This window comes from Streptomyces sp. bgisy159, from assembly GCF_057707805.1.
On sequence record NZ_JBYIQX010000014.1, the window covers coordinates 49,934 to 66,936 of the forward strand.

Consider the following 17,003-nt stretch of genomic DNA (forward strand, 5'->3'; position numbering starts at 1 on the left):
CTCAGTGCGTTCCTGGGGCGATCGGTTCGGCGCCGCGGTGCCGGGTCGGCGCGCGTCAGGCTGTCGCCCGTCAGACCGTCGCGCAGTCGGGGCAGACGCCCCGGTACGTCACTTCCACGTCCGACACCGTGAAGCCGAAGCGCTCGGAGTCGGGCAGTTCGGCGAGCGGGTCGCCGGTGGGATGGACGTCGCGGATCGCGCCGCATCGGGCGCACACCAGGTGGTGGTGCGGTCGGTGGGCGTTGGGGTCGTACCGCTTGGCGCGCTTGTCGGTGGTGACCTCGAGGACTTCGCCCAAGGAGACCAGCTCGCCGAGCGTGTTGTACACGGTGGCGCGGGAGATCTCGGGCAGCTTGGTGACCGCCCTGGCGTGCACCTCGTCGGCCGTCAGATGGACGTGGTCACCGGTAAGGACCTCGGCCACGACACGCCGCTGCGCGGTCATCCGCCATCCGCGTCCGCGCAGCCGTTCCAGAAGGTCACTCATGCGACCAGCCTAACAGCAGCGCGGGCCAGGTCACGAATAGGTGTGACTTTGGATCAGGGCCTGTTTTAGACAGCGTCCATTTCGGGGTCGGCTGCTCAGGCGGGCACGCTCTGCCGGGCCGGTGCCCAGCAGCGGATGATGTCGCGGACCGAGACGACGCCGGTGATCTCGCCGTGGTCCAGGACGACGAGGTGGCGGAAGCCGCCGTGCGTCATGGCGCGGGCCGCCTCCTCCAGCGTCCAGGCCGGTGCGGCGAACACGACGTCGGTGGTGGTGTGGGCGTGGGCGCGTTCCGTGTCCGGGTCCTGGCCCCGGCCGACGGAGTTGAGGACGTCGCGCTCGGTGAGGATGCCGATCCCGCCGGCGTCGGGGTCGTGGACCACCGCCGCGCCGATTCCGCGGGCGGCCATCAGGGTTGCGGCCTGGCGGAGCGTGTGGTCGGGGCCGATGGTGAGGACGACTGTGGTCATGGCGTCACGGACGAGCATGGATGGAGCCACCTCCTGGAGTGCCCCCACACCGTTTGTTCGGCGTTTCACAAGTTCACAAGTGGGGGGACTCTCAGGGTGGCAGGCAAAGCGGGGGTCAACAAGAGGGCGCGGGTGTGCAATCGAGGGCGCATGCGCTCATCTGTCGCGCCCTCGCTTCTCGGCCGCCGGCGGTCACCGGGGGCCGAGGTGGCCCAGCAGGTCGTCGTGGAGCAGGCCGTTGGAGGCGGCCGCGTTGCCGCTGTGCGGCCCCGGGCGCCCGTCGAGCCCCGTGAACGTGCCCCCGGCCTCGGTGACGATGACGGCCGTGGCCGCCATGTCCCACAGCGACAGCTCCGGCTCGGCGCACAGGTCCACCGCGCCTTCCGCGACCATCATGTACGGCCAGAAGTCGCCGTACGCGCGCGTGCGCCACACCGCGCGGCCGAGGTCCAGGAAGCCGTCCAGCCGGCCCAGGTCCTCCCAGCCGGAGAGGGAGGAGTAGGCGAACGAGGCGTCCGCGAGCCGCGAGACCTGTGACACCCGCAGCCGGCTCGCCGACGTCAGGTTGCGGCCGCAGAAGGCACCGTGTCCCTTCGCCGCCCACCAGCGGCGGCCGAGCGCCGGGGCGGAGACCACGCCGACGACGGGCTGGTAGCCCTCCCCGTTCTCAGGGCCGCCGGAGGGGGTGGTGTCCCCGCCGTCGGCCTCCATCAGGGCGATCAGAGTGGCCCAGACGGGGACGCCCCGGACGTAGTTCTTGGTGCCGTCGATCGGGTCGATCACCCAGCGGCGCGGCCCAGAGCCCTCGACGCCGTACTCCTCGCCGAGGATCGCGTCCCTGGGGCGGGCCCGCTGGAGATGGCCGCGGACCAGCTCCTCCGCCGCCTTGTCGGCCTCGCTCACCGGGGTCATGTCCGGCTTGGTCTCGACCTTGAGGTCGAGGGCCTTGAAGCGTTCCATGGTCGTGGCGTCGGCGGCGTCCGCGAGGACGTGGGCGAGGCGCAGGTCATCGAGGTAGTCCGGCATGGGGGAACCGTATCGGCCGACGGGGACACGGGGCCACACGGGGCCACGGCGCGCCGGTGACCGGAAGCCGGGGGACCGGGGACCGGAAGGCTTGACACGGCGACGGGGCGCGTCAAAATCTGGGCACAGCCGCTGCCCCAGGGAGGCAATGATGCCTGCAGCCCGGGAGTCACTACTGGACGCCGCCTTCTCGGCGCTCGCGCACCGGCCGTGGGCCACGGTGCGGATGGTCGAGGTGGCCGCCGCGGCCGGGGTGTCCCGACAGACGCTCTACAACGAGTTCGGCAGCAAGGAAGGCCTCGCCCGGGCGCTGGTGCGGAGGGAGGCCGACGGCTACCTCGCCGGGGTCGACCGGGCCCTCGCCGGGCACGGCGACATCAGGGAGCGGCTCGCCGCCACCGCCGAGTGGACCGCCTCCGCGGCCAGGGACAACGTCCTGGTCCGCGCTCTGCTCACCGGCTGCTGGGGCGAACGCCTGCCCGCGCCGACACTCCGGGCGGTGCCGTCCTCCTCCGCCGTACCGGCGCAACGGCGGGCCGACGGCGCACTGCCCTCGCCCGGCGACCTCGTCACCCTGGTGCGCGACCGCGCGGTCATGACGCTGACCGCACCCGGTGCGCTCCCGTACGACGCCCCCGACCTGGCCCGCTCCTGCGAGGTCGCGGTCCGGCTCGCGCTGTCCTGCGTGGCCGCGCCGCCCGGCGAGGGCGAGGTCGCCGACCTGGTGCGGTGCGCCCTGTCCCGGCCCGCGCCGAAGGAGGCGTAGCGGCGCCCTTCAGTGCGTGGAGCCCGACAACTGCAGGCCGATCACGCCCACGATCACCAGGCTGATGGACACGATCTTCAGGGTGGACACCAGGTCACCGAGGAAGATCATCCCGTAGATCGCCGTACCCGCCGCTCCGATGCCGGTCCACACCGCGTACGCGGGCCCCACGTCGAGCTTGCGCAGCGAGAGCGTGAGCAGGCCGAAGCTGCCCAGGGCGAACGCGGCGAAGGCGATGGTGGGCCACAGGCGGGTGAACCCGTGGGAGAGCTTCAGGCAGACGGCGAAGCCTGTTTCGAGCAACCCGGCCACGACGACCAGCAGCCACGCCATGCGCTGTCCCTCCCGTTGGTCAGGCTCGGTGCGATTATGCACTTACCGGGCCCGTGTACACCCAAACAACGCTGAGGTCAGTCGCCCTCGGTGGGCTCCCGCGTCGCCAGCAGCCGGCGCAGCGAGTACAGCCGGTCCGCATCCGCGTGCCCCTCTGCCACCCACGCGTCCAGGGCGCAGTCCGGCTCGTCGTGACTGCACGCGCGCGGGCAGCCCTCCGTGCCCGCCTCCAGGTCGGGGAAGGCGTGGATCACCCGGGAGGGGTCGACATGGGCCAGGCCGAACGAGCGCACGCCCGGTGTGTCGATCACCCACCCGTCGGCGCCCAGCAGGGGCAGCGCCAGAGCGGAGGTCGTGGTGTGCCGGCCCCGCCCCGTCACCGCGTTGACGTGGCCCGTCAGCCGACGGCGCTCCTCGGGCACCAGCGCGTTCACCAGGGTCGTCTTGCCCACGCCCGAGTGGCCGACGAACGCCGTCACCCGGTCGGCGAGGTGCTCGCGCACCCGGCCCGCCGCGTCGCCGTTCTCCAGTTCCTCGCGGCTGGTGACGACGTACGGGATGTCCAGGTCGCCGTAGAGCTCCAGCAGCTTGTCCGGCGGGGCCAGGTCCGACTTGGTCAGCACCAGCAGCGGCTCCAGGCCGCCGTCGAACGCCGCGACCAGGCAGCGGTCGATCAGCCGCGGGCGCGGCTCGGGGTCGGCCAGGGCGGTGACGATGGCCAGCTGGTCGGCGTTGGCGACCACGACCCGCTCGAAGGGGTCGTCGTCGTCCGCCGTGCGGCGCAGCACGGAGGACCGCTCCTCGATGCGGACGATGCGGGCCAGGGTGTCCTTCTTGCCCGACAGATCGCCGACCAGAGCCACCCGGTCGCCGACCACCGCCGCCTTGCGGCCCAGTTCACGGGCCTTCATGGCGATGATGGCGCGGTCCTCGACCAGGCAGGTGAGCCGGCCCCGGTCCACGGTGAGGACCATGCCCTCGGCCGCGTCCTCGTGCTTGGGGCGGATGTTCGTCCGGGGCCGGGTGTTGCGGCGGCCGGGGCGGGTGCGGATGTCGTCCTCGTCGGTGTGCTTGCCGTAGCGGCGCATGGCGGACCCCTAGACCCCGAGCATCCCGGTCCACAGCTCCGGGAAGTCCGGCAGGGTCTTCGCCGTCGTCGCCACGTTCTCGATCACCACGCCCTCGACGGCGAGGCCGATCACCGCGCCGGCCGTGGCCATGCGGTGGTCGTCGTAGGTGCGGAAGGTTCCACCGTGCAGGGGCCGCGGGCGGATGTGCAGGCCGTCGGCCGTCTCCGTGACGTCGCCGCCCAGCTCGTTGATCTCCTTGGTGAGCGCGGCCAGGCGGTCCGTCTCGTGCAGCCGCAGGTGCGCGACACCGCGCAGCGTCGACGGGGAGTCCGCCAGGGCGGCGACCGCCGCGACACCGGGGGTCAGTTCACCCACGTCGCCCAGGTCCACGTCGATCCCGTGGATCGCACCCGAACCGGTGAACTCCAGACCCGACTCCGTCAGTTCGCAGGAACCGCCCATCTCGGTGAAGATCTCCCGCAGCCGGTCACCCGGCTGGGTGGTACGGGCCGGCCAGTCCGGGACCGTCACCCGGCCGCCGGTCACCAGCGCGGCCGCCAGGAACGGCTGGGCGTTCGACAGGTCCGGCTCGACGACCAGGTCCCGGCCCAGCAGCGCGCCCGGCGTGACCCGCCAGACGTTCGGCTCGCCCCCGGACTCGGGCGTGTCGACCTGGGCGCCGACCGCGCGCAGCATGTCCACGGTCATCCGGATGTGCGGCATCGACGGCAGGGTGGGGCCGGTGTGGCGGACCTCCACGCCCTGGTTGAAGCGCGGGCCGGACAGCAGCAGCGCGCTCACGAACTGCGACGACGAGGAGGCGTCGATCTCCACCGGGCCGCCCTCCAGCGCGCCCCCGCCGTGCACGGTGAGGGGCAGCGCGCCCCGGCCGTCGTCGTCGATGCGGGCGCCGAGGACGCGCAGCGCGTCGATCACGCCGTGCAGGGGACGCTCGTACGACCGCGGGTCGCCGTCGAACTGGACGGGGCCGTCGGCGAGGGTGGCCACCGGCGGCAGGAAGCGCATCACCGTGCCGGCGTTGCCGACGTCGATCCGGGCCGGGCCGCGCAGGACGGTCGGCAGCACCCGCCAGGCCTCGCCGGTGCCGTCGGGGCCCACGCCCTCCTCGATCTCGATGCCCATGGCGCGCAGGGCGTCGGCCATCAGCAGGGTGTCGCGGGAGCGCAGGGGGCGGCGCAGCCAGCCGGGCTCGCTCGCCAGGGCGGCGAGCACCAGCGCGCGGTTGGTGACGGACTTGGACCCCGGCACGTGGACCGTCGCGTCGACGGCTCCGCGAGCGTGGGGGGCCGGCCAGAGGGCGGTCTCGGCGGGGGTTCGGGCCATGGGGCCCACTCTATAAGGAGGGGTCGTGGTCCGCTGCGGCGCCGTGGTGGCCGCTCGCGCGGTCACCGCGCCCCTCGTGCGCCCGCCGTCCGGGGGATGCGCGGGACGCACTCGGGGCGTGTTCGGGGCGTGTTCGGGGCGCGCTCGGGGCGCGCTTCGGGTGTGCGTTCGGGGAGGCTCACACCCCCAGCAGCCAGCGGCCCCCGCCGATCAGCGAGCACAGCGACACCGCGTGGAAGAGGAACAGCCACAGGGCCGCCGGGACGTTCGTCAGCCTCGACAACTGGTCCGCGTCCGAGTCCCCCGCGCCGCCCCGGGACCGCTTCGCCTGGAGTTCGAAGGGCGGGCGCACCCCGCCCAGGAGGAGGAACCAGACGACCGCGTAGGCGAACGCGGCCTGGACCTGCGGGCCGGTCAGCCAGGAGATCAGGACGAAGGTGCCGCCGGTGAGGATCAGCGTCATGGCGCCGTAGGCGTTGCGGATCATCACCAGCATGGCGAGCAGGAGTGCCGTCGCCGCCCAGAGCAGGACGGTGATGCGGCCCGCGCCGAGGAGGGCCGCACCGCCGAGGCCCAGCAGCGACGGGGCGGTGTAGCCGGCCGCGGCGGTGAGGATCATGCCGAGGCCGTACGGCTTGCCGCGGCTCAGGGTGAGGCCGCTGGTGTCGGAGTGCAGTCGTATGCCCGTCAGCTGCCGGCCGGTGAGCAGGGCGACCAGGCCGTGCCCGCCCTCGTGGGCGATCGTGATCGCGTTGCGGGACAGCCGCCAGAGGGCGGGCGGGGCGACCACCGCGAACGCGGCGGCGAGTGTGGCGTACACCACCCACGCGTCGGGGTCGGACTGGATGCCGGTGAGCCGGCCCCAGAGATCGGGCAGCGCGGTGGCGGCGGTGCTGCTGTCCATTCTCGGCGTTGCTCCCTTTGCTGGCTCTCGGGTGGCTTTCGGGTGGCCTCTGGGTGGTCTCGGCGGAGGTCGGCGCGTGGCACCGTCGCCGAGGGCGGTGGTCGTGTGACGGGTGGGCCTGGCAGTGTGGCACGTATGTGCGGACGGTATGCAGCGAGTCGCAGGCCCGAGGATCTCGCGGGGATCTTCGAGGTCGAGAAGTGGGAGCCCGAGGAGGCTCTGGCGCCGGACTACAACGTGGCGCCCACCAAGGAGGTCTACGCGGTTCTCGACCGCCCGGTGAAGGACGCCGGGGACCCGCGTCCGGTTCGGCAGCTGCGCCGGCTGACGTGGGGGCTCGTGCCGTCCTGGGCCAAGTCCCCGGAGGGCGGCGCGCGGATGATCAACGCGCGTGCCGAGACCGTGCACGAGAAGCCCGCCTTCCGCCGGGCCTTCGCCGCCCGCCGCTGCATCCTGCCCGCCGACGGCTACTACGAGTGGGTCACCGGCAGGCAGGAGCGCGATCTGGAGGTCGAGGGGAGGAAGAAGCGGCCCCGCAAGCAGCCGTACTTCGTCCTGCCGGCGGACGGGTCGGTGTTCGCCATGGCCGGGCTGTACGAGTTCTGGCGGGACCGCACGCTGCCCGACGACCATCCGCGGGCCTGGTGGGTGACCTGCTCGGTGATCACCACCGAGGCGGAGTCGGCCCCGCTGGCCGTCGCCCCGGCCGAGGGACCGCACGCGCTGGCCGAGATCCATCCCCGGATGCCGCTGATGCTCACGCCCGACCGCTGGGACGCCTGGCTGGACCCCGCCCGCACCGATGTCGCGGAGCTGCGGTCCCTGCTCGCGCCCCCGCCCGCCGGGCTGATGCGCGCCTATCCCGTTCCCACGGCCGTCAGCAACGTCCGCAACAACGGGCCGGAGCTGTTGAAGGAGCTGGAGGGGCCGGAGGAGGGCACACTCTTCTGATGTGACCCCCGACATGCCCGACACCACCGGCACCCCCGACACCACCGGCACCTCGGACCGCACCGGCACCTCGGACCGCACCGGCACCTCGGACCGCACCGGCACCCCGGACCGCACCGGCACCCCGGACTCCGTCGGTGCCCTCGGCAGGATCGAGAACCCCACGGTCGAGACCGTCGGGACGGACGCCGGGACCGCCCGCGTCACCTGGTGGCCGGCGCGGCGCCCGGCTCGGTTCGTCCTCGCCGTCGGTCACGGCGCCGGCGGCGGCGTCGAGGCCCGCGATCTCCAGGCCCTCGCCGCCGAACTGCCCGCGCACGGAGTGACCGTGGCCCTCGTCGAGCAGCCCTGGCGGGTCGCCGGGAAGAAGGTCGCGCCCGCGCCGAGGACCCTCGACGCCGGCTGGCGCGGTGTCTGGCCGGCGCTCGCCGCGCCCGGCCTCCCGGTGATCTCCGGCGGCAGGTCCGCCGGCGCGCGGGTCGCCTGCCGCACGGCCGCCGAGCTCGGGGCGCACGCCGTGCTCGCGCTCAGCTTCCCGCTGCACCCGCCGGGCAGGCCGGAGAAGTCCCGCGCCGGGGAACTGCTCGGCGCCGGCGTGCCCACCCTCGTCGTCCAGGGCGGCAACGACCCGTTCGGCAGACCCGGGGAGTTCCCCGAGGGGGCGTACGAGTTGGCCGAGGTGCCCGGCGGCGACCACGGGTTCGCGGTGCCCAAGCGGGCGGAGATCACCCAGGAGGACGCGCTGGGGATCATCACCGCGAAGGTCGCCGAGTGGACCCGGTCACTGGCGTGACCCGCGGGGAATGCCGGGCGGCGGGCCGCTGTTGTGCCCGACGTACGTGCTGGACGACCAGCACTGATCGTCGTGGGAGAGGAAGTCCGCCGCATGGGTTCGACCATCTGCCCGCCCGCAGGCAACCGCGCCGACCTGGAGTGGACGGTGCTGCACGCGGCCAGGACCGCTCCCGGTGGAGCGGCGGCGGGCGGCGATCGGCACCCCGTCCCGGCCGAAGGTCGTCTATCCTCCGATTCTGGCGGGACCGGTTTCGGCCCTGCCCAGAATCTTGAGGAGGTGGGTCCGGTTCCCGGTACCGACGCAGGGACCGACAACGGCCAGGCGGAGCTGCCCGAGGGCCAGGGCATGAACGCGGACACGTTCGCCGCGGACACGTCCGGTGAGACCGGCGCGGAGCGCACCGCGCGCTTCGAGCGGGACGCGCTGGAGTTCCTCGACCAGATGTACTCGGCCGCGCTGCGCATGACGCGCAATCCGGCCGACGCCGAGGACCTGGTGCAGGAGACGTACGCCAAGGCGTACGCGTCCTTCCACCAGTTCCGCGAGGGCACCAACCTCAAGGCGTGGCTGTACCGGATCCTCACCAACACGTTCATCAACTCGTACCGCAAGAAGCAGCGTGAACCGCAGCGGAGCGCGGCCGAGGAGATCGAGGACTGGCAGCTCGCCCGCGCCGAGTCGCACATGTCGACGGGTCTGCGCTCCGCGGAGTCGCAGGCGCTCGACCACCTGCCCGATTCGGACGTGAAGGAGGCCCTCCAGGCGATTCCCGAGGAGTTCCGGATCGCCGTGTATCTCGCGGACGTAGAGGGCTTTGCGTACAAGGAGATCGCGGACATCATGGGGACACCCATCGGAACGGTGATGTCCCGGCTGCACCGGGGCCGCCGTCAACTGCGCGGAATGCTGGAGGACTACGCCCGCGAGCGCGGCCTGGTCCCGGCGGGCGCCGGAGAGTCGAACGAAGCGAAAGGCTCGGGCTCATGAGCTGCGGAGAGCCGCACGAGACGGACTGCAGTGAGGTACTCGATCATCTGTACGAGTTCCTCGACAGTGAGATGCCGGACGTCGATCGCGACAAGTTCAAGCAGCACTTCAAGGAGTGCTCTCCGTGCCTGGAGAAGTACGGGCTCGAAGAGGCCGTGAAGAAGCTGGTCAAGCGGTGCTGCGGACATGACGAGGTGCCGACCGACCTGCGCTCCAAGGTCCTCGGGCGGCTCGACCTGATCCGCTCCGGCCAGGCGGGCCCCGGCTCCGACGCCACCGACGTCACGTCCGCGCCGGCCGCACCGGTATCGCCCCAGGAATCCTGAGCCGCCCGCGCCGCCTGAGTCGCCCGAGCGCCGCCCAAGCGGTCCGCCGTCACCCGAACGTGCTAATCGGCGGGTGATACGTCCATGGATCGCCGCCCGCGCCCCTAGGCTCCCAGCCCGGACACCTACGGGCTGGGGAGGGCCGCATGGAGGCGATTCCGGGGCGGGCACTCGCCTTCATCGTTTGTACCGCCCTCGCCGCCCTGGCCTGCCTGACCCCGCTGCCCCAGGTGCACGCGCCCTGGTGGCCGGTGGGCCTGCTCGCCGCGCTGTACGCCGCGGGTGAGCCGATCGCCCGGCGCCGGTTCGGGAGCACCTGCCACCCCCTGCTGCTCGCCGGGGCGTTCCTGCTGCCGCCGCCCGCCGCCGCGCTCGTCCCGCTGCCCGGTGCGCTGCTGTGCCGGGTGGACCAGCGGCCGGCCGGGCCGCGCCGGGTCTGGCGGGCCGCCCAGTCCGCGCTCGCGGTGTGGGCCGCGGCCGCCGCCCACTGGTCGCTCGGCGGCCGGGACGCCGTCGTCACGCCCGACTTCCCGTACGCCCTGGTGCCCGCCGCGGTCGCCGTGCTCGCGTACTGCGCGGTGCTCACCGCGCTGGACGGCGGGATCCTCGTCCTCGCCGAGCGGGTGCCGCCGCGCCGGGCCTGGCGGGGGCTGTTCTCCCGCTGTCTCGCGCCGCTCGCCGTGCACGGGCTGGCCGGGCTGATGATGGCCGTGCTCTGGCGCAGCCCCTACGGGCCGGTCGCCGCGCTGCTGGTGCTCTTCCCGATGGGCGTGGCCTGGTGGGTGTTCGCGCAGTACCACCGGGAGCGGGCAGCGCACCGGGCCACCATCCGGGCGCTGGTGCAGGCCGTGGACATCAAGGACGGCTACACCCGCGGCCACAGCGAGCGGGTCGGACAGGCGTCCATGATGATCGCCCGCGAGCTGGGCATGGACGCCCGGCGGACCGAGGTGCTCCGCTTCGCCGGGATCCTGCACGACGTCGGCAAACTCGGTGTCCCCACCCGGCTGTTGCGCAAGGACGGCCCGCTGACGCCCGAGGAGCGGCGGGTCATCGAACTGCACCCCGAGTACGGCCACGAGATCACCCGGGGGATCCACTTCCTCGGCGAGGCCCGCGCCGCGATCCTCCACCACCACGAACGGCTCGACGGCCGCGGCTACCCCTACGGGCTGGTGGGCCGTCAGATCCCGGAGTGCGCCCGCGTGGTCGCCGTCGCCGACGCCTTCGACGCGATGACCTCCACCCGCTCCTACAGCCGGGCCCGGCCGGTCGCCGCCGCCCTCGCCGAGCTGCGGCGGTGCGCCGGCGCCCAGTTCGACCCCCGCATGGTCACCGCACTCGGCCGGGCGCTGGACCGCCACGGCTGGCACCCGCTGGTGACCGCCGACGAGGCGTCCGCCGCGGCACCGGCGGCCGGTAGGCCCGCCGGTGCCGGTGAGGCGGCGCCCGGGAAGCCCGCCGTGCCACCGCCGTCCGGGAGGTCCGGCGAGGCGCCGCGTGCCGGTGAGCCGGGCCCGATGCCGTCGGCGGGCGAGCCCACCCCGGCGCCGCCGGCCGGTGAGCCCGTTCCGCCCGGCACTCCGCAGGACCCCGCGCCCGACGACACCGCACCCCGGACCGTCCCGGCCCGGGCCGGGCGGGGTGACCGGTCCGGGACCGCGCGGTGAGGCGGGCGCGGCTGCTCGGGGTGGTGCACGGGACCGCCGCACTGGTGGCCGCCGGGGCACTGCTCGTCACCCTGCGTGCGGGGGTCGTGGAACGGCCCGTCGCGCTCGCCTTCGGAGCGTTCGTCGTGGTCGGCGAGCTCACCCGGTGGACCGGTCCGGGGCTGCGGGATGCCGCCCCGCTCGGGACCGCAGGCTCCCTGGCGTACGCGCTGCTCGGGGAGAACGCCGGGCAGCCGACCGGGCACGGCTTCGCCCAGGTCGTCTCGGTGGTGGCCGGGGCCTCCCTGCTGGGCTGCGTGCCGCACATAGCGCGCGGCCGGGGGCCGGTGCTGGACCACCTGGCCCGCCGGGTGCTGGCCGCCGCCTTCGCCGCCGTGTGCTTCCAGCCGCTGTTCAACCAGGGCGTCTTCCGGTCCTGGCGGGGACCCGCCTACGCCCTGCTCCTGCTCGCGCTGCTCGGGCTCACCGTGCTCTGCGACGCGGTGCTCGCCGCCGCGCTGACCCACGCGCGCACCGGCTGGCCGTACGGTCCCCTGCTGCGCGACGAGGTGTGCTCGGTGCCCGGCATCGGCTCGGCGGTGTGCGCCACCGGCGCGGTCACGGCGCTCGCGGTCGCCGTCGTGGGGCTGTGGGCGCTGCCCGTCCTCTCGCTGCCCCTGCTGCTCACCCAGCTCGCCCTGCGCCGGTACGCGGCCGTGCGTGCCACCTACCGGCAGACCATCGCGTCCCTGGCCCGGGCCACCGAGATAGCCGGGTACACCCCGGCCGGGCACGCCCACCGGGTGGCCGCCCTCAGCCAGGCCGTGGGCCGGGACCTGGGCCTGTCCGAACCCGACCTCACCGTCCTGGAGTACGCGGCCCTCATGCACGACATCGGCCAGCTCAGCCTCGTCGACCCGGTGCCGGCCGGCGCCACCTCGGCGCTGCCGGCGGCCGAGCAGCGCCGTATCGCGTTGCTCGGCGGCGCCGTGGTCCGCCAGACCGGGGCCGGAGCCCAGGTCGCGGCGGTCGTGGAGCGGCAGGCCGACCCCTGCGCCGAGCAACCGGTGGCGGCCCGCATCGTGCGGGTGGTCAACGCCTACGAGGAGAAGGTCCGCGCCGCCGGCCCCGACGGGCCCCTGACCGCATTGGAGGAGCTGCGGTTGCAGGCGGCCGGGGAGTACGCGCCGGAAGTGGTGGAAGCGCTGGCCAGGGTGCTCGCCCGCGGCTGCCTTACCTCGCCCGCGGGTGGGTAACCCATGGGTAATGAGCGCCCTTCCAGCCGTACGTGGTTGGATGCGAAGGGAGAGGGTCTCCGACAGGCTGTCCGGGGGCACAGCCGGCCCACTCCACAGAACTGGCAGGCGGGAATCGTGAGGATCTTCGGCAAGGGACGGCACCGGCCCTCCGCCTCCTGGCGGCAGGCCACCGACCGCGCGTTCACGCTGATCGGTGACGGGCGGTACGAGGACGCGGGCGCGCTGCTGACCCGCGCCGCCGACCTGGAGCCCTGGCTGTCCGAGTCCTGGTTCAACCTGGCCCTGCTGCACAAGTTCCGGCACGACTGGGAGCAGGCGCGCACGGCGGGGCTGCGCGCGGTGGCGCTGCTGGACCGGGAGGCGGGGGCGCCGGACTGGTGGAACGTCGGCATCGCGGCGACCGCCCTGCAGGACTGGCCGCTGGCCCGGCGCGCCTGGCAGGCGTACGGGCTGCCCGTCCCGGGCGGTGCGACGGCCGCCGGGGAACCGGTCGGCATGGACCTGGGCAGCGCGGCGGTCCGGCTGTCGCCGGAGGGCGAGGCCGAGGTGGTGTGGGGGCGGCGGCTGGACCCGGCCCGGATCGAGGTGCTGTCGATCCCGCTGCCGTCGTCCGGGCGGCGCTGGGGCGAGGTGGTGCTGCACGACGGGGTGCCGCACGGCGAACGGACCACGTCCACCGGGCACTCCTACCCCGTCTTCGACGAGATCGAGCTGTGGGCGCCCTCGCCGGTCCCCACCTGGGTGGTCCTGCTGGAGGCGGACACCGAGGCCGACCGGGACGCGCTGGAGCAGCTGGCCGCGGACGCCGGGTTCGCCGCGGAGGACTGGTCGTCGTCCGTGCGGCTGCTGTGCCGCCTGTGCTCGGAGTCGCGGATGCCGTCCGACGAGGGTGACGGGGTCCACCTCGACCCGCACGACCACAGCGAGCCGGGTCACCCCGGGCCGCTCGGTCACCGCACCGACGGGCAGCTGTGGGTGCCGGAGCGGGAGTGCGGGGTGGCCGCGCCGGCCTCGCTGGTCCGGGGGCTGCTGGACGGCTGGGTCGCGGACAGTCCCGACTCCCGGGACTGGCGGGATCTGGAAGAGGTCTGCTGAGGCGGACGCGAGCCCCGTCTAGGCTGTACCCGCATCATCTTCTCTGGCTTGCAGGAAAGGCGTACGTCGGTCATGGCGCAGCAGGACACCGATCAGCAGCACGCGGGCGTGCTTCCCGTGGACGACGAGGGCTTCGTCATCGACACCGAGGACCCCGAGGAGCGCGAACGGGCCTACCGCGAGCGCGGCACGTCCCGGCCGATCACCGTGGTGGGCAACCCGGTGCTGCACCGTGAGGTCAAGGACGTCACCGTCTTCGACGAGGAGCTGCTGAAGCTGGTCGACGACATGTTCGCCTCGCAGCGCACCGCCGAGGGGGTGGGCCTGGCCGCCAACCAGATCGGCGTCGACCTGAAGGTGTTCGTCTACGACTGCCCGGACGACGAGGGCGTGCGCCACGTCGGCGTGGTCTGCAACCCCGAGCTCGTCGAACTCCCCGCCGAGCGGCGTCGGCTGGACGACGGCAACGAGGGCTGCCTGTCGGTGCCGACGGCCTACGCGCCGCTGGCCCGCCCGGACTACGCCGAGGTCACCGGTCAGGACGAGAAGGGCAACCCCATCAGGGTCCGCGGCACCGGATACTTCGCTCGGTGTTTGCAGCACGAGACCGACCACCTGTACGGGTACCTGTACATCGACCGGCTGTCCAAGCGTGAACGCAAGGACGCGCTGCGGCAGATGGCTGAGAACGAGCCCCGTTATCCCGTGGTCCCGAACGACTGACGTCGCCGCGAAGACCACGCCGAAACCCCTGACGCCTGACCGGCTTCCTCCGGTCGGGCGTCGTTCGTGTGTCCGTAGGACGTTCGATCGCATATGCACATCCGCTGATCCGTAACCAGTCCGGCCCGGGGCTCTCTCGGCATCCCGGGGTAGTGAATGAAGCAAATCCGTTCCCAGAACGGACAGTTGTAGGGCTGAATGGGAAGTGCGGGGATGCACGACGGCGCACGCCCGGCACGGCGGGAGGGGCGTGCGGCCACAGGCGGCTGAGAGGGGTTGTTCGTGCCAGCTTTCCCATACAGCACCACATACCGCACCACATCCACGGCGACGGCCACCGCGGTCCCGCCCTCGCTCGCTCTTCCGGTCATCGAAGAGGCGTTTCCCCGGCAACTGCACCCGTATTGGCCGCGGTTGCAGGAGAACACCCGGGAGTGGCTGCTGGAAAAGCGGCTCATGCCGGCGGACAAGGTCGCGGAATATGCCGACGGCCTGTGCTACACCGATCTGATGGCGGGCTACTACCTCGGCGCCCCCGACGAGGTGCTGCAGGCCATCGCCGACTACAGCGCGTGGTTCTTCGTCTGGGACGACCGGCACGACCGTGACATCGTGCACGGCCGGGCGGCCGCCTGGCGGCGGCTGAAGTCCCGGCTGCACCGGGCGCTCGACTCCCCCGGAGGGCAGCTGCACCACGAGGACCCGCTGGTCGCCGGGCTGGCCGACACGGTGAGCCGGCTGTACGCGTTCCTGCCGGACAGCTGGAACGCCCGGTTCGCCCGCCACTTCCACCAGGTGATCGAGGCCTACGACCGGGAGTTCCGCAACCGGACCGAGGGGCGGGTGCCCCCGGTCGGGGAGTACCTTGCGCTGCGCCGGCTCACCTTCGCGCACTGCATCTGGACCGATCTCCTGGAGCCGAGCGCCGGACGGGAACTACCGGACAGGGTGAGGAAACACCCGGCATTCCGCCGGGCGGCTCTGCTCAGCCAGGAATTCGCCGCCTGGTACAACGACCTCTGCTCGCTGCCGAAGGAAATAGCGGGTGACGAGGTGCACAATCTCGGAATCAGTCTCATCGTCCACGAGGGGCTGACCCTGGAAGAGGCCGTCGAAGAAGTCAGACGGCGTGTCGAGGAGTGCATATCGGAATTCCTGGAGGCGGAACGCGAAGCCCTTCTCTTCGCCGAGAGCCTGGCCGACGGCAGCCTTTCCGGAAAGGAACTCGGCATCGCCGTCCAGGCCTGTCTGTCGAACATGCGGAACTGGTTCAGTTCCGTCTACTGGTTCCACCACGAGTCCGGCCGGTACATGGTCGACAGCTGGGACGACCGCTCCACACCCCCGTACGTCAACAACGAAGCGGCAGGTGAGAAATGACCCTCGACTCGGTGAGGGCCACGACGTCCGCGTCCCGCGATCCGGAGCGGCCGCCGCTGGCCGGCGGCGCCGTCCCGCTCCTCGGCCACGGCTGGAAACTGGCCCGCGACCCGCTGGCCTTCCTGACCCAGCTGCGCGACCACGGCGACGTCGTCCGGCTCAGGCTCGGCCCCAAGACGGTGTACGCCGTCACCTCGCCCGATCTCACCGGCGCGGTCGCCCTCAGCCCCGACTACATCATCGCGGGGCCGCTGTGGGAGTCGCTGGAGAGCCTGCTCGGCAAGGAGGGCGTGGCCACCGCCAACGGACCGATGCACCGTCGGCAGCGGCGCACCATCCAGCCCGCGTTCCGGCTCGACGCGATCCCCGGCTACGGGCCGATCATGGAGGAGGAGGCACACGCGCTCGTCGAGCGGTGGCGCTCCCGGAAGGTCATCGACGTCACCTCGGAGTCCTTCCGGGTGGCCGTCCGCATTTCCGCCCGCTGCCTGATGCGCGGCAGTTACGCGGATACGCGTGCCGAACGCATATGCTCTGCGCTCGCCACTCTGTTCAGCGGTATGTACCAGCGCATGGTGGTACCGCTGGGGCCGCTTTATTGCGTGCCGTTCCCGGCCAACCGTGAATTCAACCGCGCGCTGGCCGATTTGCATCTCCTGGTCGACGAGATCGTCGCCGACCGCCGGGCGAGCAGTCAAAAGCCGGACGATTTGCTGACAGCTTTGCTGGAAGCGACGGACGAGAATGGTGAGCCGATCGGGGAGCAGGAGATCCACGACCAGGTCATCGCCATTGTCACCCCGGGCAGTGAGACCGTCGGTTCCATGGTCATGTCCCTGTTGCAGGTCCTCACCGAGCACCCGGGCCTGGCCGACGGTGTCCGGGACGAGGTACAGAGCGTCACCGGCGGCCGGCCGGTCGCGTTCGACGACGTCCGCAAGCTGACCCGCACCGCGAACCTCATCACCGAGACCATGCGGCTCCACCCCGCCGTATGGATCCTCACCCGGCGGGCGGTCACGGACACCGTGCTCGGCGGCTACCGCATCCCCGCCGGTGCCGACATCGTGTACAGCCCGTACGCCATCCAGCGCGACCCCCGTTCCTTCGAACGGCACGAGGAGTTCGACCCGGACCGGTGGCTGCCCGGCCAGACCGCGGAGGTCCCCAAGTACGCGATGAACCCGTTCAGCGTCGGCAACCGCAAGTGCCCCAGCGATCACTTCTCGATGGCCGAGCTGACGCTCGTCACCGCCGCGATCGCCTCCGCGTTCACCTTCGAGCACGCGCCGGGCTCCGACGCCCGGCCGCGCATCGGCATCACCCTGCGCCCGCGTGACCTGCGGCTGCGGGCGATCCCCCGGTAGGAGCCGGTCCGTCCGCACCGGCGGGTGCCGTTGCCACGGCACCCGCGGCGCGGACGCGCGACGGGCCCGG

Annotated in this window: 18 protein-coding genes; 11 read left to right on the forward strand and 7 right to left on the reverse strand. The window is 72.8% G+C overall.

All coding sequences use genetic code 11. The features are described from left to right. Positions 1–70: 70 nt before the first annotated feature. The 3 genes from AC3ET3_RS16095 to hisN form a co-directional block, all read right to left on the reverse strand. Complete coding sequence (locus AC3ET3_RS16095; protein WP_432133993.1) at positions 71–487, reverse strand: Fur family transcriptional regulator; 417 nt, start codon at positions 485–487, stop codon at positions 71–73. A 95-nt stretch (positions 488–582) separates the two neighbouring features. Continuing rightward, positions 583–975, reverse strand: coding sequence for a CBS domain-containing protein (locus AC3ET3_RS16100; protein ID WP_432133994.1), 393 nt, complete (start codon positions 973–975; stop codon positions 583–585). A 174-nt stretch (positions 976–1,149) separates the two neighbouring features. Beyond that, complete coding sequence (gene hisN / locus AC3ET3_RS16105) at positions 1,150–1,983, reverse strand: histidinol-phosphatase (protein WP_432133995.1); 834 nt, start codon at positions 1,981–1,983, stop codon at positions 1,150–1,152. Between the two features lie 151 nt (positions 1,984–2,134). Here hisN and AC3ET3_RS16110 point away from each other — a divergent pair, with 151 nt between their 5' ends. Next, positions 2,135–2,749 carry a TetR/AcrR family transcriptional regulator gene (locus AC3ET3_RS16110; RefSeq protein WP_432133996.1) on the forward strand — a complete coding sequence of 205 codons (615 nt, stop codon included), beginning with the start codon at positions 2,135–2,137 and terminating at the stop codon, positions 2,747–2,749. A 9-nt stretch (positions 2,750–2,758) separates the two neighbouring features. Here AC3ET3_RS16110 and AC3ET3_RS16115 read toward each other — a convergent pair whose 3' ends face one another. The 4 genes from AC3ET3_RS16115 to AC3ET3_RS16130 form a co-directional block, all read right to left on the reverse strand. Continuing rightward, positions 2,759–3,082, reverse strand: a complete 324-nt coding sequence (locus AC3ET3_RS16115; RefSeq protein ID WP_432133997.1) for a DMT family transporter — start codon at positions 3,080–3,082, stop codon at positions 2,759–2,761. Positions 3,083–3,159: 77 nt separating this feature from the next. After that, positions 3,160–4,170 (reverse strand): ribosome small subunit-dependent GTPase A, encoded by a 1,011-nt coding sequence (gene rsgA, locus AC3ET3_RS16120; protein WP_432155892.1) that lies wholly within the window; start codon positions 4,168–4,170, stop codon positions 3,160–3,162. A 9-nt stretch (positions 4,171–4,179) separates the two neighbouring features. Next, the gene (aroA, locus tag AC3ET3_RS16125) at positions 4,180–5,496 is read right to left on the reverse strand and encodes a 3-phosphoshikimate 1-carboxyvinyltransferase (RefSeq protein WP_432133999.1); all 1,317 of its coding nucleotides are present in this window, start codon (positions 5,494–5,496) and stop codon (positions 4,180–4,182) included. Between the two features lie 178 nt (positions 5,497–5,674). Then, positions 5,675–6,400, reverse strand: coding sequence for a M50 family metallopeptidase (locus AC3ET3_RS16130; protein WP_432134000.1), 726 nt, complete (start codon positions 6,398–6,400; stop codon positions 5,675–5,677). A gap of 135 nt (positions 6,401–6,535) precedes the next feature. On the opposite strand from AC3ET3_RS16130, the gene AC3ET3_RS16135 reads away from it, so the two are divergent. From AC3ET3_RS16135 to AC3ET3_RS16180, 10 genes are all read left to right on the forward strand, one after another. Continuing rightward, entirely contained in the window at positions 6,536–7,351 is an 816-nt protein-coding gene (locus AC3ET3_RS16135) for an SOS response-associated peptidase (RefSeq protein ID WP_432134001.1), read from the forward strand. 151 nt (positions 7,352–7,502) lie between these two features. Then, a complete protein-coding gene (locus AC3ET3_RS16140; protein ID WP_432134181.1) occupies positions 7,503–8,144 on the forward strand; it encodes an alpha/beta hydrolase family protein in 642 nt (213 codons plus the stop codon). A gap of 279 nt (positions 8,145–8,423) precedes the next feature. After that, a complete protein-coding gene (locus AC3ET3_RS16145) occupies positions 8,424–9,134 on the forward strand; it encodes a sigma-70 family RNA polymerase sigma factor (RefSeq protein ID WP_432134182.1) in 711 nt (236 codons plus the stop codon). After that, positions 9,131–9,460, forward strand: coding sequence for a mycothiol system anti-sigma-R factor (rsrA, locus tag AC3ET3_RS16150; RefSeq protein ID WP_432134002.1), 330 nt, complete (start codon positions 9,131–9,133; stop codon positions 9,458–9,460). The genes AC3ET3_RS16145 and rsrA overlap by 4 nt, the downstream gene beginning before the upstream one ends. A gap of 146 nt (positions 9,461–9,606) precedes the next feature. After that, positions 9,607–11,130: an HD-GYP domain-containing protein gene (locus tag AC3ET3_RS16155; RefSeq protein WP_435612371.1), complete on the forward strand. Its 1,524-nt coding sequence runs from the start codon at positions 9,607–9,609 to the stop codon at positions 11,128–11,130. Next, positions 11,127–12,365, forward strand: coding sequence for an HD-GYP domain-containing protein (locus AC3ET3_RS16160; protein WP_432134004.1), 1,239 nt, complete (start codon positions 11,127–11,129; stop codon positions 12,363–12,365). Before AC3ET3_RS16155 ends, AC3ET3_RS16160 begins: the two co-directional genes overlap by 4 nt. Before the next feature lie 117 nt (positions 12,366–12,482). Further along, the gene (locus AC3ET3_RS16165; RefSeq protein WP_432134005.1) at positions 12,483–13,463 is read left to right on the forward strand and encodes a tetratricopeptide repeat protein; all 981 of its coding nucleotides are present in this window, start codon (positions 12,483–12,485) and stop codon (positions 13,461–13,463) included. A gap of 72 nt (positions 13,464–13,535) precedes the next feature. Then, on the forward strand, positions 13,536–14,186 hold the full coding sequence (gene def / locus AC3ET3_RS16170; RefSeq protein WP_432155890.1) for a peptide deformylase: 651 nt from the start codon (positions 13,536–13,538) through the stop codon (positions 14,184–14,186). Between the two features lie 282 nt (positions 14,187–14,468). Further along, on the forward strand, positions 14,469–15,566 hold the full coding sequence (gene cyc1, locus AC3ET3_RS16175; RefSeq protein ID WP_432155889.1) for an epi-isozizaene synthase: 1,098 nt from the start codon (positions 14,469–14,471) through the stop codon (positions 15,564–15,566). Beyond that, on the forward strand, positions 15,563–16,933 hold the full coding sequence (locus AC3ET3_RS16180) for a bifunctional albaflavenone monooxygenase/terpene synthase (RefSeq protein ID WP_435612372.1): 1,371 nt from the start codon (positions 15,563–15,565) through the stop codon (positions 16,931–16,933). Before cyc1 ends, AC3ET3_RS16180 begins: the two co-directional genes overlap by 4 nt. Positions 16,934–17,003: the final 70 nt, after the last annotated feature.